Source organism: Lysinibacillus sp. BS3, assembly GCF_039614735.1.
In the GTDB taxonomy this organism is placed as follows: Bacteria; Bacillota; Bacilli; order Bacillales_A; family Planococcaceae; genus Lysinibacillus; species Lysinibacillus capsici.
Genome location: NZ_CP154860.1, coordinates 3,495,035 through 3,520,052, shown reverse-complemented (window position 1 = coordinate 3,520,052; position 25,018 = coordinate 3,495,035). Strand labels below are relative to the sequence as shown.

At 36.5% G+C, this 25,018-nt stretch carries 28 protein-coding genes; 13 read left to right on the top strand and 15 right to left on the bottom strand.

Annotated features, from left to right (window positions below; all coding sequences use genetic code 11):
• Positions 1-526: 526 nt before the first annotated feature.
• A complete protein-coding gene (locus tag AAJG31_RS17395) occupies positions 527-1,648 on the top strand; it encodes a response regulator (RefSeq protein WP_103118812.1) in 1,122 nt (373 codons plus the stop codon).
• A gap of 48 nt (positions 1,649-1,696) precedes the next feature.
• Here AAJG31_RS17395 and AAJG31_RS17390 read toward each other — a convergent pair whose 3' ends face one another.
• Both AAJG31_RS17390 and AAJG31_RS17385 read right to left on the bottom strand, forming a co-directional pair.
• Positions 1,697-2,344, bottom strand: a complete 648-nt coding sequence (locus AAJG31_RS17390) for a response regulator transcription factor (protein WP_054548661.1) — start codon at positions 2,342-2,344, stop codon at positions 1,697-1,699.
• 12 nt (positions 2,345-2,356) lie between these two features.
• Positions 2,357-3,472: a GAF domain-containing sensor histidine kinase gene (locus AAJG31_RS17385; RefSeq protein WP_054548662.1), complete on the bottom strand. Its 1,116-nt coding sequence runs from the start codon at positions 3,470-3,472 to the stop codon at positions 2,357-2,359.
• A 188-nt stretch (positions 3,473-3,660) separates the two neighbouring features.
• Between AAJG31_RS17385 and AAJG31_RS17380 the strand changes: the two genes are divergently transcribed.
• Together AAJG31_RS17380 and AAJG31_RS17375 are read left to right on the top strand one after the other, a co-directional pair.
• Entirely contained in the window at positions 3,661-4,086 is a 426-nt protein-coding gene (locus tag AAJG31_RS17380) for a disulfide oxidoreductase (RefSeq protein WP_048391807.1), read from the top strand.
• A 54-nt stretch (positions 4,087-4,140) separates the two neighbouring features.
• Complete coding sequence (locus AAJG31_RS17375; RefSeq protein ID WP_054548663.1) at positions 4,141-4,980, top strand: RluA family pseudouridine synthase; 840 nt, start codon at positions 4,141-4,143, stop codon at positions 4,978-4,980.
• Positions 4,981-5,022: 42 nt separating this feature from the next.
• On the opposite strand, the gene AAJG31_RS17370 is transcribed toward AAJG31_RS17375, so the two are convergent.
• Positions 5,023-5,853 (bottom strand): aldo/keto reductase, encoded by an 831-nt coding sequence (locus AAJG31_RS17370; RefSeq protein ID WP_279496148.1) that lies wholly within the window; start codon positions 5,851-5,853, stop codon positions 5,023-5,025.
• Between the two features lie 79 nt (positions 5,854-5,932).
• Positions 5,933-6,103: a hypothetical protein gene (locus AAJG31_RS17365; RefSeq protein ID WP_004230831.1), complete on the bottom strand. Its 171-nt coding sequence runs from the start codon at positions 6,101-6,103 to the stop codon at positions 5,933-5,935.
• A gap of 391 nt (positions 6,104-6,494) precedes the next feature.
• Here AAJG31_RS17365 and AAJG31_RS17360 point away from each other — a divergent pair, with 391 nt between their 5' ends.
• A complete protein-coding gene (locus tag AAJG31_RS17360) occupies positions 6,495-7,340 on the top strand; it encodes a VOC family protein (RefSeq protein WP_054548665.1) in 846 nt (281 codons plus the stop codon).
• A 37-nt stretch (positions 7,341-7,377) separates the two neighbouring features.
• On the opposite strand, the gene trmL is transcribed toward AAJG31_RS17360, so the two are convergent.
• Positions 7,378-7,851, bottom strand: coding sequence for a tRNA (uridine(34)/cytosine(34)/5-carboxymethylaminomethyluridine(34)-2'-O)-methyltransferase TrmL (gene trmL / locus AAJG31_RS17355; protein WP_004230835.1), 474 nt, complete (start codon positions 7,849-7,851; stop codon positions 7,378-7,380).
• 184 nt (positions 7,852-8,035) lie between these two features.
• Positions 8,036-9,166, bottom strand: a complete 1,131-nt coding sequence (gene queG / locus AAJG31_RS17350) for a tRNA epoxyqueuosine(34) reductase QueG (protein ID WP_103118816.1) — start codon at positions 9,164-9,166, stop codon at positions 8,036-8,038.
• Between the two features lie 59 nt (positions 9,167-9,225).
• Here queG and AAJG31_RS17345 point away from each other — a divergent pair, with 59 nt between their 5' ends.
• The 3 genes from AAJG31_RS17345 to AAJG31_RS17335 all read left to right on the top strand — a co-directional run bounded on the left by AAJG31_RS17345 (position 9,226) and on the right by AAJG31_RS17335 (position 12,324).
• Positions 9,226-9,915 (top strand): phenylalanine--tRNA ligase beta subunit-related protein, encoded by a 690-nt coding sequence (locus AAJG31_RS17345; RefSeq protein ID WP_048391818.1) that lies wholly within the window; start codon positions 9,226-9,228, stop codon positions 9,913-9,915.
• A 15-nt stretch (positions 9,916-9,930) separates the two neighbouring features.
• Complete coding sequence (locus AAJG31_RS17340) at positions 9,931-10,440, top strand: hypothetical protein (protein WP_048391820.1); 510 nt, start codon at positions 9,931-9,933, stop codon at positions 10,438-10,440.
• Between the two features lie 297 nt (positions 10,441-10,737).
• Positions 10,738-12,324 carry a catalase gene (locus AAJG31_RS17335; RefSeq protein WP_259949891.1) on the top strand — a complete coding sequence of 529 codons (1,587 nt, stop codon included), beginning with the start codon at positions 10,738-10,740 and terminating at the stop codon, positions 12,322-12,324.
• Between the two features lie 43 nt (positions 12,325-12,367).
• Here AAJG31_RS17335 and AAJG31_RS17330 read toward each other — a convergent pair whose 3' ends face one another.
• Both AAJG31_RS17330 and AAJG31_RS17325 read right to left on the bottom strand, forming a co-directional pair.
• Positions 12,368-12,769 carry a cytidine deaminase gene (locus AAJG31_RS17330; RefSeq protein WP_048391850.1) on the bottom strand — a complete coding sequence of 134 codons (402 nt, stop codon included), beginning with the start codon at positions 12,767-12,769 and terminating at the stop codon, positions 12,368-12,370.
• Between the two features lie 14 nt (positions 12,770-12,783).
• Positions 12,784-13,689, bottom strand: coding sequence for an LD-carboxypeptidase (locus AAJG31_RS17325; RefSeq protein WP_054548667.1), 906 nt, complete (start codon positions 13,687-13,689; stop codon positions 12,784-12,786).
• A 121-nt stretch (positions 13,690-13,810) separates the two neighbouring features.
• Here AAJG31_RS17325 and AAJG31_RS17320 point away from each other — a divergent pair, with 121 nt between their 5' ends.
• Positions 13,811-14,710, top strand: coding sequence for a DMT family transporter (locus AAJG31_RS17320; RefSeq protein ID WP_103118818.1), 900 nt, complete (start codon positions 13,811-13,813; stop codon positions 14,708-14,710).
• Positions 14,711-14,730: 20 nt separating this feature from the next.
• Here the strand turns inward: AAJG31_RS17320 and nagB are convergent, their stop codons facing one another.
• Positions 14,731-15,444 (bottom strand): glucosamine-6-phosphate deaminase, encoded by a 714-nt coding sequence (gene nagB, locus AAJG31_RS17315; RefSeq protein ID WP_279496157.1) that lies wholly within the window; start codon positions 15,442-15,444, stop codon positions 14,731-14,733.
• Positions 15,445-15,630: 186 nt separating this feature from the next.
• Between nagB and AAJG31_RS17310 the strand changes: the two genes are divergently transcribed.
• A complete protein-coding gene (locus AAJG31_RS17310; RefSeq protein ID WP_112116655.1) occupies positions 15,631-16,377 on the top strand; it encodes an arylamine N-acetyltransferase in 747 nt (248 codons plus the stop codon).
• A 38-nt stretch (positions 16,378-16,415) separates the two neighbouring features.
• Here the strand turns inward: AAJG31_RS17310 and AAJG31_RS17305 are convergent, their stop codons facing one another.
• Positions 16,416-17,501 carry an S-layer homology domain-containing protein gene (locus AAJG31_RS17305; RefSeq protein ID WP_279496160.1) on the bottom strand — a complete coding sequence of 362 codons (1,086 nt, stop codon included), beginning with the start codon at positions 17,499-17,501 and terminating at the stop codon, positions 16,416-16,418.
• 82 nt (positions 17,502-17,583) lie between these two features.
• Positions 17,584-17,943, bottom strand: coding sequence for a VOC family protein (locus AAJG31_RS17300; protein ID WP_048391834.1), 360 nt, complete (start codon positions 17,941-17,943; stop codon positions 17,584-17,586).
• A 176-nt stretch (positions 17,944-18,119) separates the two neighbouring features.
• On the opposite strand from AAJG31_RS17300, the gene AAJG31_RS17295 reads away from it, so the two are divergent.
• The 3 genes from AAJG31_RS17295 to AAJG31_RS17285 are packed head-to-tail and all read left to right on the top strand — an operon-like array spanning position 18,120 to position 20,230.
• Positions 18,120-18,716 carry a TetR/AcrR family transcriptional regulator gene (locus AAJG31_RS17295; protein WP_066038296.1) on the top strand — a complete coding sequence of 199 codons (597 nt, stop codon included), beginning with the start codon at positions 18,120-18,122 and terminating at the stop codon, positions 18,714-18,716.
• Positions 18,717-19,418 carry an SGNH/GDSL hydrolase family protein gene (locus AAJG31_RS17290; protein ID WP_259420062.1) on the top strand — a complete coding sequence of 234 codons (702 nt, stop codon included), beginning with the start codon at positions 18,717-18,719 and terminating at the stop codon, positions 19,416-19,418. It begins immediately after the preceding gene.
• A 2-nt stretch (positions 19,419-19,420) separates the two neighbouring features.
• On the top strand, positions 19,421-20,230 hold the full coding sequence (locus AAJG31_RS17285) for an SDR family NAD(P)-dependent oxidoreductase (RefSeq protein WP_279496167.1): 810 nt from the start codon (positions 19,421-19,423) through the stop codon (positions 20,228-20,230).
• 40 nt (positions 20,231-20,270) lie between these two features.
• On the opposite strand, the gene AAJG31_RS17280 is transcribed toward AAJG31_RS17285, so the two are convergent.
• Both AAJG31_RS17280 and AAJG31_RS17275 read right to left on the bottom strand, forming a co-directional pair.
• The gene (locus AAJG31_RS17280; protein WP_048391842.1) at positions 20,271-20,945 is read right to left on the bottom strand and encodes an ABC transporter ATP-binding protein; all 675 of its coding nucleotides are present in this window, start codon (positions 20,943-20,945) and stop codon (positions 20,271-20,273) included.
• 2 nt (positions 20,946-20,947) lie between these two features.
• Positions 20,948-21,979 (bottom strand): ABC transporter permease, encoded by a 1,032-nt coding sequence (locus AAJG31_RS17275; RefSeq protein WP_103119109.1) that lies wholly within the window; start codon positions 21,977-21,979, stop codon positions 20,948-20,950.
• Between the two features lie 390 nt (positions 21,980-22,369).
• Between AAJG31_RS17275 and AAJG31_RS17270 the strand changes: the two genes are divergently transcribed.
• Positions 22,370-22,570 carry a hypothetical protein gene (locus tag AAJG31_RS17270; protein WP_227744950.1) on the top strand — a complete coding sequence of 67 codons (201 nt, stop codon included), beginning with the start codon at positions 22,370-22,372 and terminating at the stop codon, positions 22,568-22,570.
• Positions 22,571-23,033: 463 nt separating this feature from the next.
• On the opposite strand, the gene AAJG31_RS17265 is transcribed toward AAJG31_RS17270, so the two are convergent.
• A complete protein-coding gene (locus AAJG31_RS17265) occupies positions 23,034-23,741 on the bottom strand; it encodes a LytTR family DNA-binding domain-containing protein (RefSeq protein ID WP_131521058.1) in 708 nt (235 codons plus the stop codon).
• A gap of 2 nt (positions 23,742-23,743) precedes the next feature.
• Positions 23,744-24,883 (bottom strand): GHKL domain-containing protein, encoded by a 1,140-nt coding sequence (locus AAJG31_RS17260; RefSeq protein WP_193767372.1) that lies wholly within the window; start codon positions 24,881-24,883, stop codon positions 23,744-23,746.
• Positions 24,884-25,018 lie beyond the last annotated feature (135 nt).

Here is a 25,018-nt window from a genome sequence, read left to right as displayed (position 1 = left end):
TTTCCTATATATACTTCTATTTTAATTAATAACCTATCTTTTTAAGTATTTTTTAAGTACTTTTTGAGTATTTTTTAAGACAAATGTACTATAATAACGCCTAATTATTGTTACAACAATTATACTATTTTAACAATAAAAGAAAAAACAAGGCTTATGCCCATATGCAACTTTCATTAACAATACTATGTTGTTTCATTTTTGTATAAGAATAGTTTGATTTTAACGCCTAAGCAATTATTTCAATTCTCTTAACACAAACTAAAAAACTTTTTTCTTCTATATAATGAACGGCGAAATTTTCTTTGAATGGATTTGACGCGATGTGATAAACACATCGGGATTCATTGACTCTCACCCGTGAAAGAACTACACCATAAATTGCTTTTTTCTGGCATCAAATTTTTAATAGAAAAGTTGAGTGATTTTCACTTTTCTTGCCCTTCACTATATATAGGAAGCCTTTTCACCCAAAATGAACTAGAGTTTAATGTTTTTAATTTAATTGTATAAAGGAGAGTTTGATGTGATTCGAGCCGTTTTAATAGACAATGAACCGTTAGCTTTACACTATTTTCAAAATAAACTACATGCCTTTCAACAAATACAGGTGATGCAAACCTTTACAAGCGTAGAAGTATTTCTGAATGAACTACCAACTATGGAATTTGAGGCTATCTTTTTAGAAGTAAAACTTCAGGAATTATCAGGACTTGAAGTTGCTGATATTATCAAAACGGAACGCCCACAAGTCAGTGTAATTTTCATTACCGCCTATCATGAATTTGCATTACAAGCCTATGAAATTGGCAGTCTCGACTATGTATTAAAGCCTATCAGTCATGCCCGTTTAGAAAAAACTGTAGCCCGTATTGAGCATGAATTTTCCATTCAGCAAATGCTTCAACAGGCTACACAAACTGTCTTAAATGTACAATGCTTCGATCAATTTGCCGTCTATAGTAACAATAGTTTAGTGGCATTTAAAACAGAAAAGACAAAAGAATTGTTTGCTTATTTTATTTTGCATCCAAATATACCGATTCATCGAGATTATTTAATTGAAATTCTATGGCCAGATTTAGATTATGTACGAGCCAAATCAAATCTTCATACAGCTCTATCTTATTTAAGGAAAACTCTAAATACAATTGGCTACGAAAACTGTATTGTCTTTTCAAATAAATACTATATCTTCGAAAAGCCAAATATCGTATGTGATTTATACGATTTTCAAAAACTTCATGAGGATTTTTCAAGACTTGAATTTCCTTCTATTTCTTTGATTAATCAATGTCTTTCTATTTATAAGAATGGCTTATTTGTTTTTGATGATTATGAATGGTCAACTGCCTATAAAGATAAATTAATGAAATCATACATAGAGCTATTAGAAAAAGGGTTTCAAACAACGGTCTTTTCAGATACTGAAAGAGCTATGGAATTTTTACATGCATTAATAGAGTATGATCCCTATAATGAACAAAAACTTGAGCACTATTTATATACGTTAATACAGGCAGGGCTTCATGAACAGGCACTCAAAATTTTCCAAACATATACGCAAAGACTAGAGGAAGATTTAGCACTAACACCTAGCTCTACATTATTAGAGATATCTAAAAAATTATTTGTTCAACATAAATAATGTAAAAAACGGCGAGTGCTTCTAAGTGAGTAGAAGCTCGCCGTTTATTTATATCCCACTACCTTCAGTTAGCCCGTGCTTAACAGCATACAGTGCTGCCTGTGTACGGTCTTGTACCTGTAGCTTTGTAAAAATATTCGAAATATGGGTTTTCACCGTCTTTTCTGTGACAAATAGTGAGGATGCAATTTCCCGATTACTCTTTCCTTTTGTAAGCTCTGCTAGCACATCCTGCTCACGAGGTGTCAGCGGATTTAATAAATGGGGTGCATTCTGAGACTCCTGGCGATCCATTTCAAGCGTTGACGTTGCTTCAGGATGTAGAGTGTTTTCACCACGCATAATACGACGAATGGATAAGACCAATTCATCTGGCTCAATATCTTTTAACTGATAGCCTGCCGCTCCTGCCTCCATTGCTGGAACCACATGATCTCGATCAGAAAAGCTAGTAAGCATTAAAATTTCTATTTGTGGAAACTTCGCTTTGATGCGTTTAGTCGCCTGGATGCCATCCATTTCAGGCATGACTAAATCCATTAAGATAATATCTGGTTGAATGCTTTCTGCTAATGCAACAGCTTCGTGCCCATTTTTGGCCTCTCCAACAACCTCAATATCCTTTTGTGTCTTTAAGAAAAACAGTAGTCCTCTACGCACCACGTGATGATCGTCTGCAATTAATACACGTATCATGTCCTCTCCCCCTTAATATGGCAAGCGGATTAGCAGCTCCGTACCTTTGCCAATTTCACTTACCCAGTCGGCAGTTCCACCAACTGATTTTGCACGATCCTTGATAGATTGTAAGCCCATTGAAAGCAACTTTGTATTGTTGTCAATGACAAAGCCCCGTCCCTCATCACGAATAACCAACAAAATATCTGTTGACGTAACAGTAATATACAATGCTGCCTCTAATACACCTGCATGGCGACGTACATTATTTAACGCCTCTTGGGCTACGCGAAATAATGTTTCTTCAATACGTGAGGGAAATTGCAATACGCCTGAAACCGTAACATGTAGTTTTAAGCCAAGCATTTCAGCGTATACTTTCATGGCCTCAAGTAAACCATTTTCCAATCCTTTAGGTCGCAATTGCCAAATTAACGCACGCATCTCTGTAAGTGCATCTTGTGTTAAATGCTGAATCTCTTTAAATGTTTCTTTCACTTCGCAATCATCCGTCATTTCAATGCCAGCCCTAGCTGTTAACGTAACCGAGAATAGTAGTTGATTAACTGAATCGTGTAAATCACGAGCTAGGCGATTACGTTCCTTCACAAGCGCCATTTCCTGCTCCTGCTTTGTCAGTAAAATTCGCTTAATAGCTGAACCCATCTGAAAGGCAACTGATTCTAATAAAGCAAGCTCCTCCTCTGAAAAGCGTACTGTATCCTTAGATGCAACATTTAATACGCCAAAACGTTCTTGTCCAGATTGAAGAGGTACTGTCGCATGATGCGTGATTCCTTCATGATCCCCAACATTTGCAGCTATGGCACTTTCAATACGCTGACACTCGATAATATTGGAGGCTTTTTTTAGCTCTTCATTACGATAACGCGATACACACCAACAACCGCCCTTTTTTAAATAATGGCAATTGTTATATTCCAATGCCTCTGGTAGATTTTCATGGACAACTAGTTCTGAACGCCCCTTTGCATCAATAAAAAAAATCCAGCCTGTTTCAAAATTGGTGCCATTTAAAAATTTGATGAGCGCACCTTTTAGCATTGTGACAATTTCAGTTTCTTCATTTAATAGTTCAGCAATCTCTTTTAAAATACTGATATTGGAATGCTCATTCTCCCTCACGAAAACACCTCTTCTTTAGCATTACTATTGTTAATGATACCATTAAGCTATTGAAAGCGTCTGCTTCCACCGTTCATACTTTAGACTGAAATTCATCACATACCTTATTTTGTGTAAGTTGATTTACATATAAAACTAGAACCACTATAATCGAACAAGGACATGGTTTTATGAAGGGAAGATTGAATATGTCTAAAAAAGAAGAAAATGGCTTATTATTTATTTGGATTGTTTCTGCTATAGCAACACTAGGTTCGTTATATTTTTCTGAGATTCGTCATTATGAACCTTGTAAATTATGTTGGATTCAACGTATTTTTATGTACCCAATTGTTATAATGACGACAGTAGCATTTATACAAAAAAATGCACGTATTGCTGTCACAACAGCTGTATTTTCTGTGGTTGGCGGCTGTATTTCACTTTACCATTACGGAATTCAAAAGCTTAGCTTTTTAGCTGAAAATGCCCCCTCCTGTGGCGCAGTTTCTTGTACAGGACAATATATTAATTGGTTAGGCTTTATTACTATTCCGTTTTTAGCATTAACTGCATTTATTTTAATCGCAGGGGCAAGCTTTTATTTAATCAAAGCTTCTAAAGCTGCAAAATAATCGAAAGACCGTGTTCTACCTTTGGAATACGGTTTTTTCTACGGAGGAAGATCTATGTTTCATTATGAAATTGCTGAAGATAACTTAAGTGTGGAAGAATTGCTACGTAATCATTGGCGACTCGGTAAAAAACTCGTTCATGAATTGCGTATGGCCAAAGCCATCACATTGGTAAATGATGAGCTGATTCAATGGAATACACCATTACAAACTGGAACAATAATCAAATTTACGTTTCCTGTTCCAACTTCTAGCTACAAACCAACACCTGTATGTGCTATTGATGTAGTCTATGAGGATGACCATTGTTTAATCGTATCAAAGCCAAAAGGTATGGCAACACATCCTAATGATGCTCGTGATACACATACATGTATGAACCATGTCATGGCACATATCAAAGAACAGGGTGGCATTTATGCTGAACATGTTCATCGTCTTGATAAAGGGACACAGGGCTTATTACTAGTAGCAAAGCACCCTTTAGCAAAGTCCATTTTCGATCGAATGATTGAGGAAAAAACCATTATTCGTACGTATGCAGCAGAGGTGCAAGGTAACTTACGAACGTCTTCTGGAACGATTGCTGAACCAATTGGCAAAGACAGACACCATGCCACAAGACGTGTTGTGTCCAAAACTGGACAGCATGCTGTAACACACTATGAAGTGGTGGCGCGTTACAAAAATTCCTGTGTCGTTCATCTCATACTTGAGACTGGGCGAACACATCAGATCCGTGTGCATTTAGCCTATATTGGCCATCCAATTATTGGGGATACAATGTATGGTGCACGAGAAACAGTAAGTGATGACTACGAACTACATGCCATTCAATTAGAATTTGACCATCCTTTTTTAAATAAACGTATTATCGTCAAGGACGAGCAATAAGAAAAATCCCGCCTCTATAGGAGTGCGGGATTTATTCTTTTTTTAAAAATCAAATTTAAAATGATCAGGATCTTGTCCAAATCGTTGGTTACGATTTAATGTTGCCATTTTCTCCATTTGATCTTGGGTTAATTCAAAATCAAAAATCTGTGCGTTTTCCTCAATTCGGCTCGGTGTTACGGATTTGGGAATAACGAGTGTATCATTTTGTAAATGCCAACGCAGTACTACCTGAGCAGGGGTTTTATCGATTTCTTTCCCAATCTCCATAATGGTAGGATCAGCAAGTACACCACCACGTCCTAGTGGAGACCATGCAGTAACAGCAATTTGGTGTTCACTACAAAATGCGCTTAATGACTGCTGTTGTAAATATGGATGTACCTCCACTTGATTAACCATCGGTGCAGTATTTGCCTTAGCCAATATTTTTTCCAAATGATGCTCATGATGATTCGATACACCTGTTGAGCGAATTAATTTTTCATCGTAAAGGCGCTCAATAGCTCGATATGTTTCTTCAAATGTTTCAGGGACAGCCCAATGTGTTAAATATAAATCTAGGTAATCCATATTTAAATTCTTTAGCGAAACCTCAAAAGCACGTAATGTTGCATCATATCCTTGGTCATTATTCCATACTTTTGTTGTAACAAAAATATCTTCACGACGAATGCCTGAATGACGAATAGCTTCTCCTACTTCTACCTCATTCCCATATAAGGATGCTGTATCAATAGCTCGATAACCGTATTGAAGTGCTTTATCAATAGCCTGTAATGTTTCCTCACGTTCTGTCATTTTGTAAACACCTAAGCCAAAACGAGGCATTTCTACACCATTTGATAATGTTTTCGTTGATTGTAAATTCAAAAAGCACAACCCCTTTCTTATCCTCGTTCCATTATACAAAAAATTGGATTTAAGAAAAATAAAGCGGCTGGTTTATATACTACTTTTTCTTCTGTTCAACATCTTCCAATTGAATTGGATCAGCGATTCGCTCATCCTCCGCAAGCTCTAGACCATCACGTAAATGCTCCATCTGCTTGCCCAAATCTTTTAATTCTTTCATATCTCTCACCATTGTCCCATTTTCAATATTTGGCACCTTTTTTTCCATACTAATCACCTCACTTTTAGTTTTCCCGATATCAAGCTGTTTGAACCATTTCTGACATATTTTATTCTGCTATGTCGTTTCATTTTTAAAGTAGATAGGCTATACTAAAAAGAGATTTCTTTATAACATGAGGAGGGTTACTTCCATGAAATTATTATTAATCATTGGTGTAACAGTTGCTTTCTTAACAGCTATTTTCACTGCTGGATACGAAGGCGACTACAAAGCTGACAAATAATATCTCAAGAAAATCACTAAGCTTTTCGAAAAGCTTAGTGATTTTCTTTTTTTGTGGAACAATAGAAATACTTGACTTTCCTTTATTTTTAAAATAAACTAACTTACATAAAGTAACTTAATGAAAAAAGATAACTATTTGGAGGTATTCAAAATGCATTTTCATGAAAAACCAAACACCTATGTAACGAATGTTGAAATAAAAGTGAGTGATTTACACCGCTCTTTAACCTTTTATCAAGAAATTATTGGCTTTAAAGTGTTACAACAAGATTCACATAAAGCTATGTTAACTGCCGATGGAGAAACAGCTCTATTAACTCTTGTTCAGCCTAAAACCGTAGAAGATAAGCTTAGCATGACGACAGGACTTTATCACTTCGCCCTATTATTACCTAGTCGACGTGACTTAGCTAATGTTATTTCTCATTTTCACGAAAAAGGTGTGTACCTTGGGGCTTCTGATCATGCTGTAAGTGAAGCACTCTATTTAAATGATCCTGATCATAATGGAATCGAGATTTATGCAGATCGTCCTGAAAGTGAATGGACATGGCATAACAATCAGGTGCATATGGTGACAGAACCACTCAATATTCGTTCTATTTTAGAAGAGGGCGATGGCAACTGGCTTGGTCTGCCTGCTGGCACAGTAATGGGCCATATTCATTTATCGGTCTCTAACTTGGCTGAAGCCGAGCAATTTTATACAAAGGGATTAGGTTATGATATTGTCACACGCTACGGGTCCCAAGCATTATTTATTTCTACAGGCCGTTACCATCATCATATCGGCTTAAATACTTGGCACTCAGAGAATGCACCAAAGCTTGGAAAAAATCAAGTTGGCTTAAAAACGTTCTCATTGCGTTTAGATAACGAAGAACAAGCGGCAACTATGAAAGATAATCTTCGTGGTATAGGTGCACCCGTTACGGAAATCGTCGGAGGGTTCCAAACAGAGGATCCTGCGGGGAATGTTGTGTTATTAAAGTTTTAATATTAAAAAGCAGTTCTCACAAGCGGAGAACTGCTTTTTAATGTAACCCTGGATATCCTTGTTGACGTAATGCCTCATAAATAACAATTGCAGCCGTATTGGACAAATTAAGTGATCGCACATGATCACTTTGTGGAATACGTAAACACATATCTCGGCGTTCATAAGCAAAGTCCTTCGGCAAACCTGTAGTTTCTTTTCCGAACATAAAATAAATATCTCGGTCTTGATCACTAAAATCATTTTTCGTAAACGGCTCATCACTGTATGTTTCGATTAAATAAACATCTCCATTTTTAGAGTACTCTATAAAATCCTCAAGTGAATCATGATAGACAATATTTACACTATGCCAATAATCTAAGCCCGCCCGTTTCAGCATTTTATCATCCGTTGAAAAACCTAGCGGACGAATTAAATGGAGCGATGTATTAGTACCCGCACAGGTACGTGCAATATTCCCCGTATTGGCTGGTATTTCTGGTTGATATAAAACGATATGCAATGGCATAACGACACACTTCCTTATTAAAAAATTCTTTAAGATGACTCTTTAAAAAGTTAACGAAGCCTTCCTCTTTTGGAGCGACTCTTCTCACAATTAGAGCGGATCCGCTCTCAATCATAGGAACTCCAAGCAATTGATTTCATCCCTACATTAAACTGTAGTTAGTCAATTGCTTCTACATCCAATACTACTTAAAAAACTGCAACCCTTTATAAATTTCACTTCGCACTTCTTCGTCCTGCTCTGTAGCTTCTGCTTCATGTAAGGCAGTTTGTGCAGTATCTCCGCCAATCTTACCCAAAGCCCATGCGGCTGTGCCTCGAATGACAGGACGGTCATCTTTATGAAGTAGAGCAATCAAATCTGGTATGGCGGCTTCCTCTTTAAAATGAGCAAGTGCCAAGATGGCATTACGCTGGATAGGCTTTTTTCCACGCCATGAGCCTGAAACATGACCAAATCTCCCCTTAAACTCTCGATTAGTAATCGTTAAAAGCGGTGTCAATAATGGTTTGGCTAGCTCTGGATCTGGTATAAATTCTTCATGTATCCAATTAATTTTCCCTTTATTTTTAGGACATACTGTCTGGCATGTATCACAGCCATAGAGTCGATTACCGATATGACTACGAAACTCATCTGGTAATGTACCCTTCGTTTGAGTCAGAAAAGCAATACAACGCTGTGCATCCAATTGTCCACCTTGAATTAAGGCTCCCGTTGGACAAACATCCAAGCACAGTCGACAATCTCCGCATTCATCCTCCATTGGCTTATCTGGCGCAAATGGAATATTTGTAATGAGCTCTCCTAAATACACATAGGAACCAAATTCAGGCGTTATAATCGAGCAATTTTTTCCGCTCCACCCAATGCCTGCACGTTCAGCTACCGCCCGATCTACAAGGGCTCCTGTATCAACCATTGATTCAATACGTACACCTTTGACATGTTCCTCAAGCCAAGTGGATAATAGCTTTAAACGCTCACGTAATGCTGTATGATAATCGACACCCCATGAAGCACGGCAGAAAATTCCACGTCGCGCACCCCTTTTACCAATTGGTGCATTTTGCATACGTGAAGGGTAAGCCACAGCTATCGCTACAATACTCTCTGCTTCATCTAGTAATTGAAGGGGTTCTGTACGTTTTTGAATATCACTTTCTTCAAATCCAGACTGATAGCCAAGCTCCTGCTGGCGACGCAATCTGTTTTTTAATTCTGTAAAGGGAGCTGCTGTTGTAAAACCTATTTTATCAACACCAATGGACATCGCATATGCCACAAAATCACGTTGCAGGTCGTGTATGTTCATTTTATTTCCAACTCCTTACATGGTACAATATTAGAAATAGATAAAGTAGGTGATGTTCATTGGAAATTTCCATTAACCCAACTCTATTAACACAACATCCCGAGCTAAAAATCGGCATTATTCATTATACCAAAATTGTTGTAGCAGAATCCCCTCAAATGATTAAAGGGCGTATGCAATTGTATCAGGAAAATCTTTTTCTTGAAATGCAGGAACTTCCTGTAACACAGCGTGAGGGGATCGCAGAATGGCGACAAATTTGGAAAAAGCTTGGTGCTGATCCAAACCGCTATCGTCACTCAGCAGAAAGCCTTATGCGTCGAATTAGTAAGCAGAACTATTTAACGCCAATTCATTCAGGTGTTGATTTAAATAATTTCTTTTCACTTCAATATGAAATGCCAATTGGGCTATATGATGTTGCTCAAATCAAAGGGTTTGTAACAATTGATCTTGGTCATGACGAGATTGGTTATGAAGGTTTGAATGGGCGCTTTAACACATTAGAAAATATTCTGTATAGTCGTGATGAGGTAGGAGCATTTGGCTCACCTTTTGTTGATTCTAAACGCACAGCTGTCACAGAGGAAACAACTGATGCGTTACATATTTTTTATTTCCGCCCTTCCTTAACAAATGATGCAGCGAATGAACTGCTAGCGTCAGCTGGGAAAATGTTTAATCAAATTCATGGAGGACATTATCAAATCGCAATTATATCAAATGATGTACCCTCTATAACACTATAAAAAGGACGTGTTTTCGTGATTAATCTTGCAGAAGCTGTTAAACTAAAAAGTATTTTAGGAAAGAAAACTCAAGAGCTAGTAAACGAACTACATCGCAGTGCCTTTGTAACAGTTGAAAAGGGACAAGCCCCTAAAACAAGTAATCGAGCACTCCCCCTTATTGAAGCTGACTTAGCCCAAGTTCGTCTAGATACTCGTACATTAGACCGCCTCGTTTACGAAGCAAACATCCAAAACACGGTAGACTTTAAAGGTCAAAAGCTAGCACTAGTAGAGGCCATCGAACTAGCAACACAACTTCGTGCCGAGGCTGATATGTGTAAAGATTTCAGTATGCGAGAAAAAGAGAGTGTAAGATTTGGCTATGGCGAAAATACAATGTTATATGAAATTGCTTTGTATGAGCCAGATGAATATAGAGAACGAGCTACAAAGCTTGAAAAAGATGCACATAAGCTATCTAATCTTATTAATTCAAAAAATTACAGTATTCAAATTAACTTTGACGATTCCCGTTATTTCTAGACTCGGGACGGTGAGACTCCAACCCGAGTTGGATGTGCTGTTTTCAAATCTAGCTTTTCAGCTAATTAGTTAAAAACCAATAACAAGTTACCTGTTACTGTATGACCGATGACTAATGACCAACTATAAGCAATGGCCATACTCAAAACAACTTGATTCCATTTGAAAACGCCATCCAGGGCTCTCCTACATTTATGTATGGAGAGCTTTTTTAAGTAGTTCAAAGGGATAATTTGGATGACTAGTTTGCCCCTTTCAAGGACAAAATGGAAGTATCTATAGGAAAGGGGTCATACTATGACACAGCAAGATGATGCAACACATGAGCAAGATATGACATTGACCAACAGACAGGGACATCCAATTACCAACAATCAAAATTTGCGAACAGTCGGTAATCGAGGTCCTGCAACATTGGAAAATTATGATTTTCTAGAAAAAATGAGTCATTTTGACAGAGAGCGAGTTCCAGAACGGGTTGTGCATGCTCGTGGAGCTGGAGCACATGGGTATTTTGAAACCTATGGTGTTGTTGGCAATGAACCTATCTCTAAGTATACACGTGCAAAAGTCTTTCAGGATAAAGGGAAAAAAACACCTGTCTTTGTGCGTTTTTCAACTGTTATACATGGTGGTCACTCCCCAGAAACATTGCGTGATCCCCGCGGTTTTGCAGTAAAGTTTTATACAGAGGATGGCAATTGGGATTTAGTGGGCAATAATTTAAAGATCTTCTTTATTCGTGATGCGCTCAAATTTCCAGATATGATTCATGCTTTTAAGCCTGATCCCATTACTAATATTCAAAACGTTGAACGTTTTTTTGATTTTTGTGCTAGCTCACCAGAAACCTTCCATATGGTAACATTCGTTTACTCTCCTTGGGGGATTCCAGCAAATTATCGTATGATGCAGGGCTCTGGGGTTAATACGTACAAGTGGGTGAATAGTGAAGGCAAGGCAGTCCTTGTCAAATATCATTGGGAACCGCTACAAGGTATTAAAAATTTAACACAAAAAGAAGCAGAGGAAATCCAACAGAAAAATTTCAATCATGCTACACAAGATTTATATGATGCTATCGAACGTGGAGACTTCCCCGAATGGGAGCTACATGTTCAAATTATGGAGGATGGTTCACACCCTGAGCTTGATTTTGATCCATTGGATGATACAAAGCTTTGGCCAAACGATCAATTTCCATGGTATCCAGTTGGCAAAATGGTGTTAAACAAAAACCCTGAAGACTATTTTGCTGAGGTGGAACAGGCTACTTTCGGGACAGGGGTGCTTGTTGATGGCTTAGACTTCTCTGATGATAAAATGTTGCAAGGTCGTACTTTCTCTTATTCTGATACACAACGCCATCGTGTAGGCGCCAACTACTTACAGCTTCCAATTAATGCACCAAAAAAACGTGTAGCGACCAATCAACATGGTGGACAAATGATGTATAAGCGTGATTTGGCACCTGGACAAAATCCACATATTAATTATGAGCCATCCATGCTGAATGGATTAAAGGAAGCAACACAAGCTGGTAAAGAATATACACCATACATTGAAGGGAACCTTGTTCGTGAATCGATTGATCGTCAAAGTAATACGAAACAGGCTGGTGAAACCTATCGTAACTTTGAACAGTGGGAACGCGAAGAACTTCTTAAAAATTTAATACGTGATCTATCGGTCTGTCATGAGGATATTCAAAATGCCATGATTGCTTTGGCACAAGAAGCCGACGAAGAATATGGTCGCTTACTCAAGGAAGGTTTGCACAACGCTAAAAAAGATTCCTCTGCATCAAAACCACTTGGCAATATCAATGGTGATCAAGCACCTCAAGATGCCATGAATAAAGGACACGATGCTGAGCCTTATTAACGAAGCTAAAAAAGACATTACATTTTTTGTAATGTCTTTTACTTTATTGTTCATATGCCTTATACCAATGATAAGGTTGAATTTCCTTTAATGATTTAAATACCAATTCTCCATCTGCATTCGTAATCGCTGCCTTTACATTTTCTCCCCAATAAAAAAGTCTTTCCTGACAGACTCCACAGGGTGTCAGCACTACAAATTTAGATGTTTCATCTTCCCTAGCAACACAAATCGAATGCGTTACTTTTGTATTCAATTTATGTGCCTCTAAAATAGCACCTGTTTCCATACATAATTCAGTAGCAGCATTCATTACCTCGGGTGCGACACTTGTTAAAATTTGCCCATCCGCGGTATATAAGGCTGCAGCTCCTCCCCATCCAGTGGGATATCTTTTTTCTGCTAGTGCAACCGCAGCTTCATACAGTACTTTTTCAATATCCATATTTCCTCTCCCTATCATACATGCACACCTGGTAATATTTTCAACACCTTTTCCTGTGCGTCTAAAATTGCCTCTGTTCCTAATGGAATGGCTATATTCGTTGTTTCATGTCCGAACTTAAAACCTGCCACGACTGGTATTCCTAAATCTGTAAAATACTCCTTCATTAACGAATGAAGTGCTTCTTCATCAGATCCTGTCTGTGTAAATGAACCAATGACGACTCCTGCTAATTGCTCAAATTTCCTTGCTTGTTTTAAATGCTGAAGCATTGAGTCAATAACTGGAATTGTTTCATTTACATCCTCTATTAATAAAATCCTACCTTCAGTTCTTACTTCAAATTTGGTACCTAGTGTGCTGACAAGACGATAAAGATTTCCTCCGATCATTTCACCACGTGTGATGCCCCCAGCAATCGTTGTTAGCGGAGAAATTGCCTCTGTATACTGAATTTCCATAGGGGAAAATAGCTGTAAAAACATTTTTTTTGATAAATCATCCATCTTATTAGCTGACATCAGCATTGGCCCATGAAATGTCACCATATTGGCATACTCATTAATCGCACAATGTAAATATGTAACATCAGAAAAGCCCCAGAAAATCTTAGGATTTTCTTCTATTAAAGCATAATCAATTTTATCAGCAATTCTGGCAGAGCCATAGCCTCCCTTTACACAAAAGATTGCTTTCACTTCTGGGTTTTTTACCATCTCATGAAAATCAGCTAGTCTGATTTCATCACTTCCTGCCAAATATTCATGTTTTGCATGAATCGTATCACCCACAATATAGCGAAGACCCAATTCGTCCAAAAAAGCTACTGCTTCTCCTAGTTTTTCAGGCTCTACAAGACTTGAAAGTGCAACAACACCGACTAAATCTCCCTTTTGTAAACATGGTACGGTACTTTTCACAGTTATTCCTCCTCTTGTTGTCCTTATTTTAGCATAGCAAAACTTCAGAGGCATTGATTATTGCTATACTGACTGCCTATAATTAACTTTACTATTCAATTAATAAAGGGGTTAAAGCATCTTGAAAATTCCACCATATATATTATTAGTACTCGCAACTCTTTTATGGGGTGGTAATTTTGTTATTGGACGTGCCGTTAGTGAAGATATTCCTCCCCTAACACTTGCCTTTTTACGCTGGTGCGTCGCATTTATTATCTTTTTTCCCATTGCATTTCACCAATTAAAACGTGAATGGCGGTTACTGAAAAGACATTGGTTTATTGTCATCATTCTTTCATTAACAGGTGTTACAGCATTTAACACACTTGTTTACATTGGATTACATTACACAACGTCCATTAATGCATCTTTAATGAACTCTTCTACGCCCATAATGATTTACATACTTTCCTTTATTTTTTTGAAGGAAAAACTATCAAAATATCAGTTAATAGGGACCGTTCTATCACTGAGTGGAGTTGCCTTTATTATAATGGGTGGCTCTTTTACAAGGATTGTCCATTTTACTTTCAACAAAGGGGATTTAATTGTAATCGCAGCAGTATTATGTTGGAGCATATATTCATTGCTCATTAAACAATATGCAACTCGCTTACCAGGGCAGTCTACCTTTCTAGTGACGATTGGACTTGGGGCTATGATGTTATTTCCTTTTTCTCTCTATGAAACACTGTCTAGTGCAACAGCAATTCATTGGGAATGGTCAACCTTTGCTGCTATTTTATATGTTGGTATTTTTGCCTCTATCATTGCTTTTCTCTGCTGGAACAGTGGTGTTATACAGCTGGGAGCGAACAAAGCAAGTATTTATTTAAATTTCATTCCTGTTTTTGCCTCCATTTTCGCTGTTCTTTTTCTAAGTGAAAGATTGCACTCTTTTCAGCTTATAGGTGGACTAGCCGTTGTAGCAGGGGTTATTTTATCAGGAAAAATAAATAAGCAAAGACTTCAATCCTAAGAAGTCTTTGCTTATTTTTGCTAATTCGTACCACCATAAATTACTGTAACATTAGGATGGTTTAATAATTGGCTTGCTGGGAATTCTTCTGTAATATGACCACTTTTCAATTTCTCAATCGCCGCGAGCTTTTTTTCACCAAAGGCAATGAGAACGATTTCCTTTGCTTTCATTATGGAGTGGATGCCCATTGTAATGGCATGTGTTGGTACTTCAGATGGATCATCAAAATAAATAGCATTTTCTGTTCTTGTTGACTCTGTTAGCTCCACAATATTCGTCTTGGCATCAAACGATGCGCCTGGTTCATTAAAAGCAATATGTCCATTTACACCGATTCCTAGAAGCTGTAAATCAATGCCTCCTGCTTCTTCAATGCGCTTATCATATGCAGCACATTCTTCAGCTAAATTGGCTGCCTGTCCATTTGGCAAATAGACATTTTTCGGCTGTATATCCACAAAATTAAATAAATTCTCATGCATAAATGTAAAGTAGCTTGCTGGACTTGATTGCTCAATGCCAACATACTCATCCAAGTTAAAAGTTTGTACTTCCTTAAAAGATAAATGGCCAGCTTGGTGTCGTGCCACTAATTCTTTATACATGCCTACAGGTGATCCACCAGTTGCTAAACCTAAAACACTATCAGGTTTCTCTTGTATTTGTTTTGAGAAAATAGTAGCTGCCACTTCACTCATTTCCTCATATGTATTCACTTCTATCCATTTCATTCTTTATACGATACCTACCTTACCATTAATATTATTAACTAATATGTAAAATATTTCACTTTATAGTAGCTAATATATTAATCTTACTAGTTATTTAGCTATTTTTCTATCATTTCCTACTTCAGTTTATGCGTGTAATCTAAGACTATTTCGGTTATGTTATTAATAAGGAAGTGAGGCGATTTTATGAATGAACAGATTCAGCACTATTTACAGTATATTCAATTTCAAGGAACGTTAGAGCCATCTATTCAACTACTTGGACAACTACAAACTAAACATCTATTAACCATTCCCTATGAAAATTTAGATGTTGCCTTGAATCGTGGTATCTCCTTCGCTATTCCTGATATATTTAAGAAAATAATTATTGATAAACGTGGTGGCAATTGTTTTGAATTAAATATCTTATTCAGCTGGCTTCTACGAGAGCTTGGCTTTTCTGTCACCAATCGTTATGCCCAGTTTTGGCGCAACGTAGCGGAAAATACCCCTCCAGAGGAAATTCCTATGCATCAATTATTACTAGTAAATATGAGTGGACAATACTATATCTCGGATGTAGGTGTCGGTGCATTAGCACCCTGTAAACCAGTGCCACTGATTGCTGGCTATCAACACCGTGAAGGTAAAGAGTTATATAAAATAGATTATGATGAAGCGAATGGTTGGATGCTGTTGGAACAAGCTAAACATAGTTGGCGTTTGCTTTATAGTTTTCACGACGATGCCAATGATGCAAAATTTGCACCACGACTTTCCAAGCAAAAAAATAAAATTGCTATGATTCGAACCATTGGTGGCCGTCATACCATGATGAACAACGAATTTAGAATTTATGAAGGACAATCTTTAACTACCTATACAACAAACACTGAGAAGGAATGGCTGCAAGCTCTACAGCGTTTTTTTCATATCTCTGTACAACAATAAGGAAAGCAAGTCCATCGGTGGCTTGCTTTCCTTTCACATTATTTCATTGTCCTATTGAGCAATTCAAACACAACTATGTCATTGTGTAGCTCTTTAACTAAACCTATATCATCTACAAAGTAATAAGTTTTCACTACATCACTAAATTCTGACCTTTTCTCGACTATAACCACGCCCGTATATTGCACATCACCAGCTTGTACCGTACCATCAGTAGATTTTACAGTTACTCGTTCCCCTGCAGAAACCCCTGGATCATCTTCATGTAAAACAACACCTATTCTAAGTGGAAGTTCTATATATAAATCATAATGTGTGTTAGCTTCACTAGCAATGGCTTGTCCGTATGCACGATCATGACCATATAAAAGCTCATCAGAGATAGTTTGTCCTGTACTTACATTTTTGACTGTCCATACATCATTTTTACCGTCGTGTTGCTGATATTGATAGTTTAAAGTATAACGCTTATTGTCACTTAAAGAATAATAGGCATACGTATATTCAAATGCGGGGTCCCTTAGCAAGTTAGGTTTAGAAAGAGTCATTGCTCTCGCTAAAAACGCTGAGAAATGGGCGCGTGTAACAGGGTCATTAGGTTTAAACGAACCATTCTCATAGCCCCTTACTAAATGATTATGGGCCAGTGTTAAAATTTCTTTATAACCTGGTGTCTGCTTACTCACATCTGTAAAATAATAAGGATCTGAACCTTTTAATTGAAAGGCCCTATTTAGCACAATCGCCATTTCCCCCCTAGTAAGCGGTGCATCTGGATGAAATTTATGGGCAGTATCAAATATACCTTTATTTTGCACAGCCGCAATTTCTTTATAAAATTTATGAGTGGTTGTTACATCTTGAAAGTTTGGATTTTGCACATGGATCGTGTTTAATCCTAAAGCACGTGTTAGCATTACAGCTACTTGTGCTTTCGTAATAAAATCATTCGGCTTGAACAAGTTAGTCGAATACCCTTTCGCAATATCCTGTTCTACTAAATAATGAATTTCCGTCGTTAATGTATCATCCGTTAGATCGATAAAGCTGGCTGCCTGCACTTCCTTCGGTAATATACCAATCGTTATCAGGATCAAACATACTAGCTTCAATATGTTCTTCACATTATCCCTCCTCCTTCGATTCTATACCCATAAAGACGTACCCATATGCTTAAAATGAAAAAAGCCTCTATTAAAAGAGACTTTATTCGTTATTTTTATATTGAATTAATCCAATTCCTATTCCAGTCGGATCGACCAAATAAGCTAGATAGAAATCATCAAACGCCATTTTGTCACGCAAAATAGTAGCACCATTGTGTTTTGCCTGTGCAATGACTTCGTCAATTGCCTCCACTTCAATTTGAATTCTTGTACCATGCGGAAAATCGCTTGGTCCTTTACCAATGCCACCATTAATTCCAGCTTTGTCTTCATTCCCAGTCATAACTGCCCAATAATCCCACTTTGGAGCTGCCACCTCCCAGCCAAACACTTTACTATAAAAAGCTGCCGCTTTCTCCGGTTCCTGACTATTTAATTCAAAGCCAATCACTTTTCCCATACATATACCCCCTCATTTTTAGCATAACAAATAATTCAATAATTAATTGGAATTCCCTTCCTGCAACTTTAGAAATTTGACAATATTCCAAATAAAAAATTTATGTATTTAATTAGTTAGAAAATTATGTATAATTAAATTAGAACGATTGTTCAAAACATTAAAGGAGTACAACATTGAGTAAAAGACGCTATGACAGTGACAAGGCAAAGATTGAGATTATCAAACATGCCATCCAATTATTTTCTCAACATGGCTATAATCAGACATCTGTTGGTGATATTTCAAAAGCCTCTGGTTATAGTAAAGGACATATTTATTATCATTTCGAAAATAAAGAAAAGTTATTTGTGCTTTTGGCGCAGCAATCGATGAAAAATTGGCATGACAAATGGTTGCAACAAGAATCTTCATACACCACATCAACAGATAAATTGTATGGTATGGCCATGCATGTCCTCTATGAGTATCAAACACCCTTACTAAAGTCCGGTCAGGAACTGGCATCTAATCCCAAATCAAGTCCTGATTCAATACAACAGTTATTCAATTTAGCTATTACGCCAATGAATGCTTATCGAGCAATTCTTCAAGAGGGCATCGACCAAAACGAATTTGTTCATGGCAATGTAGATACATGGACCGTCTTACTTGGCACATGGCTAGGTGGATTATGTCAGCTGACCAATACTCATAACTTGAAATCATTAGAACCACTCTTTCAACAGGCAATAACGATTTTCTTAAAAGAAATTAAAAAAGGTGGGGTTTAAATGAAAGTAGGTTTAATAGGTGATAGCTTAACAGAAGGTCGTCCAGGCGTTTCATTTTATGATCTCTTGAAACATCAATATCCTCATATTTCATTCGATAATCTTGGAAATCCAGGCGAGACGATTAAAAGTTTATTTACTCGCTTGGAAAAAATGCCGCTCCAATCTTCCTATGATCTCCTTATTCTTTGGATAGGCGTCAATGACGTCTATTCAAAATTATTAAAGGTGCAAGCACAGCCTGTGGCGAAGGATCACATTGAATTCGAAGAGTACTGCCTCAAGGTATTAGAGAAAGCACATGACGCTTCCAAAAATGTTGTATTAGTATCTCCAGCATTAGTAGGAGAAGATCTTCAAAATCCCTCTAACAAAGAAATAACACAATTAACGTCTGTTATGGAGTCTATTTCAATGAAATCTGGCAATGTTTATTTTGTAAATATGCAAAATCTCTTTAAAGATCATTTAGAACATTTGGAGTGCTCAGGCTTTATTAATACGAATGTAATAAGAGTCCTACTGGATGTTTTATTTTACAAAAGTCCTTTACGTATCGATAAATTATCTCAAAAAAGAGGGCTACATGTAACTTTAGATGGTGTTCATTTGAATAGTAAAGGTGCTGATTTAGTGGCACAGCAATATAGCTCTATCATTGAACTTTATAAAGTCGAAGGAGACAAAATCGGGAGGTCCTAAAGATGAGAAAGATTGCTGTTGTTACTGGCGGTGTTTCAGGGATAGGAAAGGCTATTTGCCAAGAATTAATTGCTCGACATATATTTGTCATTATTGCTGATATTCAAGATCATGAGGGTCGTGTGTTAGAAGCAGAGTTAAATAAGGATATCGCCAATGTAAAATTTGTACATTTAAATGTAACCGATTACAAAAATGTAACTTCTGTCATTCATGATGTATTTGAAGAATTTCACCGTATAGATTATCTGTTTAATAATGCTGGTATCGCTATGTATGGGGAGATGGGTGAAATGACTATTGAGGATTGGAAGGAAATTATGGCCATTAATTTATGGGGTGTCATTTATGGGACTCAAATAGGCTACCCACTTATGAAAAAACAAGGTTTTGGTCATATCGTCAATACCTCCTCTGCTGCAGGGTTAGGACCTTCTCCTTTTTCTACTGCATACGCTACTACCAAACATGCTGTTATAGGACTAACAACCTCTCTACACTATGAGGCTGAGGAATTCGGGATTAAGGTGAGCACTCTATGTCCAACGTTTGTGGATACACCAATTTTCGATAATGCAAAGGCGATTCATATGGATAAATCCATTATCACCAAACAATTAAAGCAGCAAAAAATGATCTCACCTCAGCGAATTGCAAAAATGGCTATAGAGGGTGTTCATCAAAATAAGCCTATCATTTGTCCAATGCCAATGCGCAAAACACTGGATGTTGTTTTTACTATTTTTCCTTTTTTACACAAAGCGTTAATGAGAATGGTTTGTAAAGTGAGTCGTAATGCACGTTTAACCTAATGTTTCACAAGGCTCCCTTCTAATGGGAGCCTTGCTTATTTTATAATACGACACCATCGCTCATTTTAATAATACGATCTGTATATGCCAACATTTCTTCGTCATGCGTCACTAATAATGTTGTTATATTTAAAGTTTTTGTTAATGTTCTTAATAACAACATAATCTCTTTAGAGCGCTGTGAATCTAAACTAGCCGTTGGTTCATCAGCAAACAATACTTTCGGTTGATGAATAATAGCACGTGCAATTGCTACACGTTGCTTCTCTCCCCCTGACAAGGAGGAAGGATAGGCAGTTTTACGATGTTCCATTCCAACTAACTCCAATAGCCGATTGACTTCATATTTCTGTTCATTCTTTTTTAATGGAGATTCAGCTACATCTAGCATTAATAGCAATTGTTCCTCCACTGTCAAAAAGGGAACGAGATGTGCAAATTGAAAAACAAAACCGAATTTACTTGCACGTAATTTTCGTACCTGGTCGGTTTTCATCGTCGTAAGATTCTGCTCTTCAAATAACACTTGCCCATCTGTTGCTGGTTGTAGTCCTGCAGCGATCGTTAATAATGTACTTTTCCCAGAGCCAGAAGCACCTACCAATGCTGTAATCTCTCCTTCATTTAAAGAAAGATTGATGCCCTTTAAGATCTCTTCCTCGACTTCACCATTCTTAAACGTTTTTCGTACTTCATCAATTGTAAATAACGTCATGATTAAGCCTCCCCTTGCTGTATTGCTTGTAACGGTTCAATTTTTTTAATTTGCATTCCTGACAAGGTCGCACCAATAAAGCCTATGAGGAGGAATACAACGGATAACTGTGTTGTAGTGCCTATTGTTAAAGTGAATGGCATCCCCTTAGGAGCAACTATATTAAATAGCTGGCTAAGACTGACAGATACCACAAGTGAAAAGATTGTAATAATAGCCATCTGTGTCCAGATCATTTTAAATAGCTTACTTGTTTTTAATCCAATCGCTTTTAAAATGCCATACAAGCCAATTTTTTGCACATTCATCATATAGAAGAAAATAGCAAACAACATCCCACTAATGACAACTAAGAACCATATAATCATATTTAAAGATAATTGTTCCGCATTATAACTAGGGATAGTATTGAGAAACTCTTTATTGCTATATGCTTGCAATCCCTTAATATCATTTGGCTCACTATTTGGTACAAAAATTAATTGTTTATCAGCTACCCGATACATCTCCTGATAAGCCTCTTCACTAATATAAGCAACGGGAGCATGGCTATATTTTTTTTGCTCTACAAAACCTTTTACAATGAACTTTCCACTGTATTGATTATTCGTTAATATATCTCCAACTTGTATTCCTTTATCTTGTAGTGAGCTATCCAAAAGCAACTCGTCTTGATGCACATTGCTAAAAAGTGTAGATTCCGTTGATGTCACAAAGGCTACACTTTGTTGTTTATCATCCTGATCATTTAAAAAGCCCATCTGGATCGAAAAAGCTACTGCCTCTTTTTCTTTACTTATGACTTTCTGCTGCAGATCGCTATCGATTCTTGAAAGATTAAATGTGCCATCTGCATCCTCAGCCATGTAAAATTGTCCCTTCGGTAAATCCTTAATTAAAGCTGCATTATCCTGTGACAGACCATTTGCTAAACCCGAGATAATAAACGTTAAAAAACTAACTAGGAAGATAATGGAGCCCAAGATTAAAAACCGTACTTTATTCTTCTTCATTTCTTTCCAGGCAAGATTCATCACTAACCCCTCCATTTCTTTGATTACTCATAGCTTAAAATTGTTAAATGAACAGAGCATGAACTAATCGTAAAAATTTAGAGATTATATAAAAAGCCGCTCTATAAAGACATTTTTATCTCATAGAGTGGCTTCTTTTTTGAATCTTATTTATCTTTACTTGCTAAAATCTTTTTTGCTAACAAAATTTCTCCTACTATAAATGAGTTGATATTTTTAATAACAATTATATATTTTGTAAAACTTATAATAAGGTTTGTTTAACAGATTACATAAATCAAAAGTTATATACACGAAAAATTTCCAAGAATTTCTTTATTTCTACCCTTGTTATTGTCATAGTGTCTATAGTAATTTTGGACGTAATAATCATAGTAATCTATTGGAAGTATGGCTGAAAAAATCGATCAATACTTAAAAAATAAAAAATTTCAAGGTATCGTTCTTATTGCAAAGAAAGGTAAAATTTTATTTACAAAAGGTTACGGTTTGGCAGACACTGATTTACCTAATAGCCCAACCACACTCAGAAACATTCACTGCTGTAGCGATCATGCAACTAGAAGAAAAAGGACTTTTAAACCTAGATAATCCAATTTCACAATACTTTCCAGACTTTCCGAATGGAGGGTCTATTCAAATAAGTCATCTCCTATCTAAGTCGTTTCCGTCATAGCACGGCTCAATGACGAGAAGTTAACAGTGATTGTTCTTAGCAACGAGATGACAGTGAATTCTAAAAGAATCAACCCTCATTTTACTTCCATCGTTCTTCAGCAGCCAATTTGGATATGGGAAGAATAATAGAACTATTTCATTATTATAATACAGTGTTTAATGGTGATTAGAATAGTATCTTTAAACATTTCTTATCCGTAGTAGTATAGATTGAAGCAACAGAGTATATAGCACATTTAACAAAGGTTGTTTCACACATTTATAAGGAACGTCTAAAGCAAAAGGATTGCGAGTTCAGTCATACAAAATAAACTCACAATCCTTGTTATATCGATGAAAAAGTAAGCATAAGTTTTTTTACTAGGTGGATGTCTAACTATTTTAACCCCTTTATAAGTCGTGCAGAGGCAAAGCAAGTTTCACCATTTTTGAAATATACAACTCGTTCCTTATGATCTACAAATTCAATGTTTTGTTTATTCACAATAAAAGCCTTATGACATTGATACATCGATGTATGTGCTTCCTTAAAATCCTTTAAGCGACCATAAAACTCAATATGCTCATTTTCTAAATGTAATATAATTTTATGTAATTTTGGGGATGCCGCAAAAAAGTATATATCCTGAATAGCAATATTCCTTGTATAACCATTTGCTCTTATTTGAATCTGTGAAGGTGATTGTTGTTGGCCAATTTGTATATACTTTTCATATGCAACTTTTAGTGTTGTTAATATTTTTTGCTGTAACATACCTGTGTGATCCTTAATAATAAAATCTAACGCAGCAATTTTATACATAAACGTTAAATAGGTCATTTCTGCATGGGTTGTGACAAATATAATACTGCACAATGGGTCACGTTGGCGAATCATATCCCCTAACATAAGCCCTGTCACCTCATGGTTCAAATCAATATCCAAAAAATAACAATCTGCTTTTTCATATGTAATGACTTCATTAGGGTTTGTAGTTGTAAGTACAATTTCAATCCCGTTCCCTTCCATCATAGCATAGTTTTTAATGGTTTTTTTGATATGCTCTAATTGTACAACATTATCTTCACAAATAATCACTTTCATATTTACACCCCCTCCTCCTCAATAAACAACTCTTGTATAAATAAATTGCCATTTATTTTTGTATTTAAACGAAGTTTTGGAGATGCATCTACCATTTGACGTAATATAGATAAGCCCAAGCCTCGCTCCTCTCCTTTTGTCGAGAAGCCTTCTTTGAAAATTTCATGCACTTTTAACTCATAACTTTTATTGGATGAAAATGTATTCATACATGCAATTAACACAGCTTTTTCCATTCGAATAAATGCTAATCGAATCCAAGGCTCTGTAGCATGTTTACTGGCTTCAAGCGCATTGTCCAATAGTATGCCGCACATACGATTTAATTGAATCTCATCCAATGCTATTCTATCGATTTTTTCGACAATCTCAATGTACATTGGAACGTGAAACGTTTGCGCTTGAATAAGTTTTGTTGTTAAAAGTCCTTTTAAACTAGCTATATTTAAACAGTTAAGCATCGAAAAGGATATTTCATGCGCTTGCTCTTTCTTTTCAGTTTGTAAAATATGTCGATAAAAATAGGTTTCTAGTTCTGAGTAACTTTTAGAATCTATAAAATGACGCATTGATGTTAAAATATTCATATAATCATGTTTAAATTGACGCATATCTCTATTAATTTCTTCAAGCGAAGACACATATGAATTAAATTCTTCTAATTCCATTTCCTTTTGTTTAATATGTATGTTCTTAATAGCTAAGTAAACAAAGAAACCAATAATAATGATAAAGATCATCAAATAAATCACAAAAAAGAACAAATTATGTTGGACACTTTTGATAAACGATGTACCATCCATCAACACAATATCAGTATACATAAAGACAATCGTCATAAGCATCAAGGGAATCATTGCAGGTATAATGTATTGCTTAAACACATACCATCTAACAAAATAATCGAATAACTTTATGTAGACAAGCACCAATATAAATAGGATACTCATCGAAAAAATGAGTTGTACCAATGGAGAAGTGATGATAGCATCCATGCCATTCGATAAATGATACACGACAAGCGAAGAAATATGATCTGCCAAAACAACTAAAACAATCGTAAACAGCACATGGGCCACATTCCGCCAACGCTTTGTTTGCCGGTAGACGAAGAAACTTTCCACTAATAGGATGTACGCCATAGCATAGACACCTATAAAAGCAAAAAACACTACTGATGGCGAAACTATTAATAAAGAAATCTTCAATATCATTTTTTTTGTTATTGCAATTTTGCTAAAATATAACGGTAAAATACTTAATATCAAAAATTGATA

Excerpts from the sequence above, each read along its gene's own strand:
- AAJG31_RS17330 (WP_048391850.1), bottom strand. The coding sequence starts at position 12,769 with ATGGATATTGAAAAAGTACTGTATGAAGCTGCGGTTGCACTAGCAGAA.
- AAJG31_RS17360 (WP_054548665.1), top strand. The coding sequence starts at position 6,495 with ATGCATTTTCATGAAAAACCAAACACCTATGTAACGAATGTTGAAATA.
- AAJG31_RS17375 (WP_054548663.1), top strand. The coding sequence starts at position 4,141 with ATGTTTCATTATGAAATTGCTGAAGATAACTTAAGTGTGGAAGAATTG.
- AAJG31_RS17275 (WP_103119109.1), bottom strand. The coding sequence starts at position 21,979 with ATGAATCTTGCCTGGAAAGAAATGAAGAAGAATAAAGTACGGTTTTTA.
- trmL (WP_004230835.1), bottom strand. The coding sequence starts at position 7,851 with ATGCCATTGCATATCGTTTTATATCAACCAGAAATACCAGCCAATACG.
- AAJG31_RS17290 (WP_259420062.1), top strand. The coding sequence starts at position 18,717 with ATGAAAGTAGGTTTAATAGGTGATAGCTTAACAGAAGGTCGTCCAGGC.
- AAJG31_RS17300 (WP_048391834.1), bottom strand. The coding sequence starts at position 17,943 with ATGGGAAAAGTGATTGGCTTTGAATTAAATAGTCAGGAACCGGAGAAA.
- queG (WP_103118816.1), bottom strand. The coding sequence starts at position 9,166 with ATGAACATACACGACCTGCAACGTGATTTTGTGGCATATGCGATGTCC.
- AAJG31_RS17260 (WP_193767372.1), bottom strand. The coding sequence starts at position 24,883 with ATGGCGTACATCCTATTAGTGGAAAGTTTCTTCGTCTACCGGCAAACA.
- nagB (WP_279496157.1), bottom strand. The coding sequence starts at position 15,444 with ATGAAATGGATAGAAGTGAATACATATGAGGAAATGAGTGAAGTGGCA.
- AAJG31_RS17365 (WP_004230831.1), bottom strand. The coding sequence starts at position 6,103 with ATGGAAAAAAAGGTGCCAAATATTGAAAATGGGACAATGGTGAGAGAT.
- AAJG31_RS17270 (WP_227744950.1), top strand. The coding sequence starts at position 22,370 with ATGGCTGAAAAAATCGATCAATACTTAAAAAATAAAAAATTTCAAGGT.
- AAJG31_RS17285 (WP_279496167.1), top strand. The coding sequence starts at position 19,421 with ATGAGAAAGATTGCTGTTGTTACTGGCGGTGTTTCAGGGATAGGAAAG.
- AAJG31_RS17380 (WP_048391807.1), top strand. The coding sequence starts at position 3,661 with ATGTCTAAAAAAGAAGAAAATGGCTTATTATTTATTTGGATTGTTTCT.
- AAJG31_RS17390 (WP_054548661.1), bottom strand. The coding sequence starts at position 2,344 with ATGATACGTGTATTAATTGCAGACGATCATCACGTGGTGCGTAGAGGA.
- AAJG31_RS17265 (WP_131521058.1), bottom strand. The coding sequence starts at position 23,741 with ATGAAAGTGATTATTTGTGAAGATAATGTTGTACAATTAGAGCATATC.
- AAJG31_RS17310 (WP_112116655.1), top strand. The coding sequence starts at position 15,631 with ATGAATGAACAGATTCAGCACTATTTACAGTATATTCAATTTCAAGGA.
- AAJG31_RS17335 (WP_259949891.1), top strand. The coding sequence starts at position 10,738 with ATGACACAGCAAGATGATGCAACACATGAGCAAGATATGACATTGACC.
- AAJG31_RS17280 (WP_048391842.1), bottom strand. The coding sequence starts at position 20,945 with ATGACGTTATTTACAATTGATGAAGTACGAAAAACGTTTAAGAATGGT.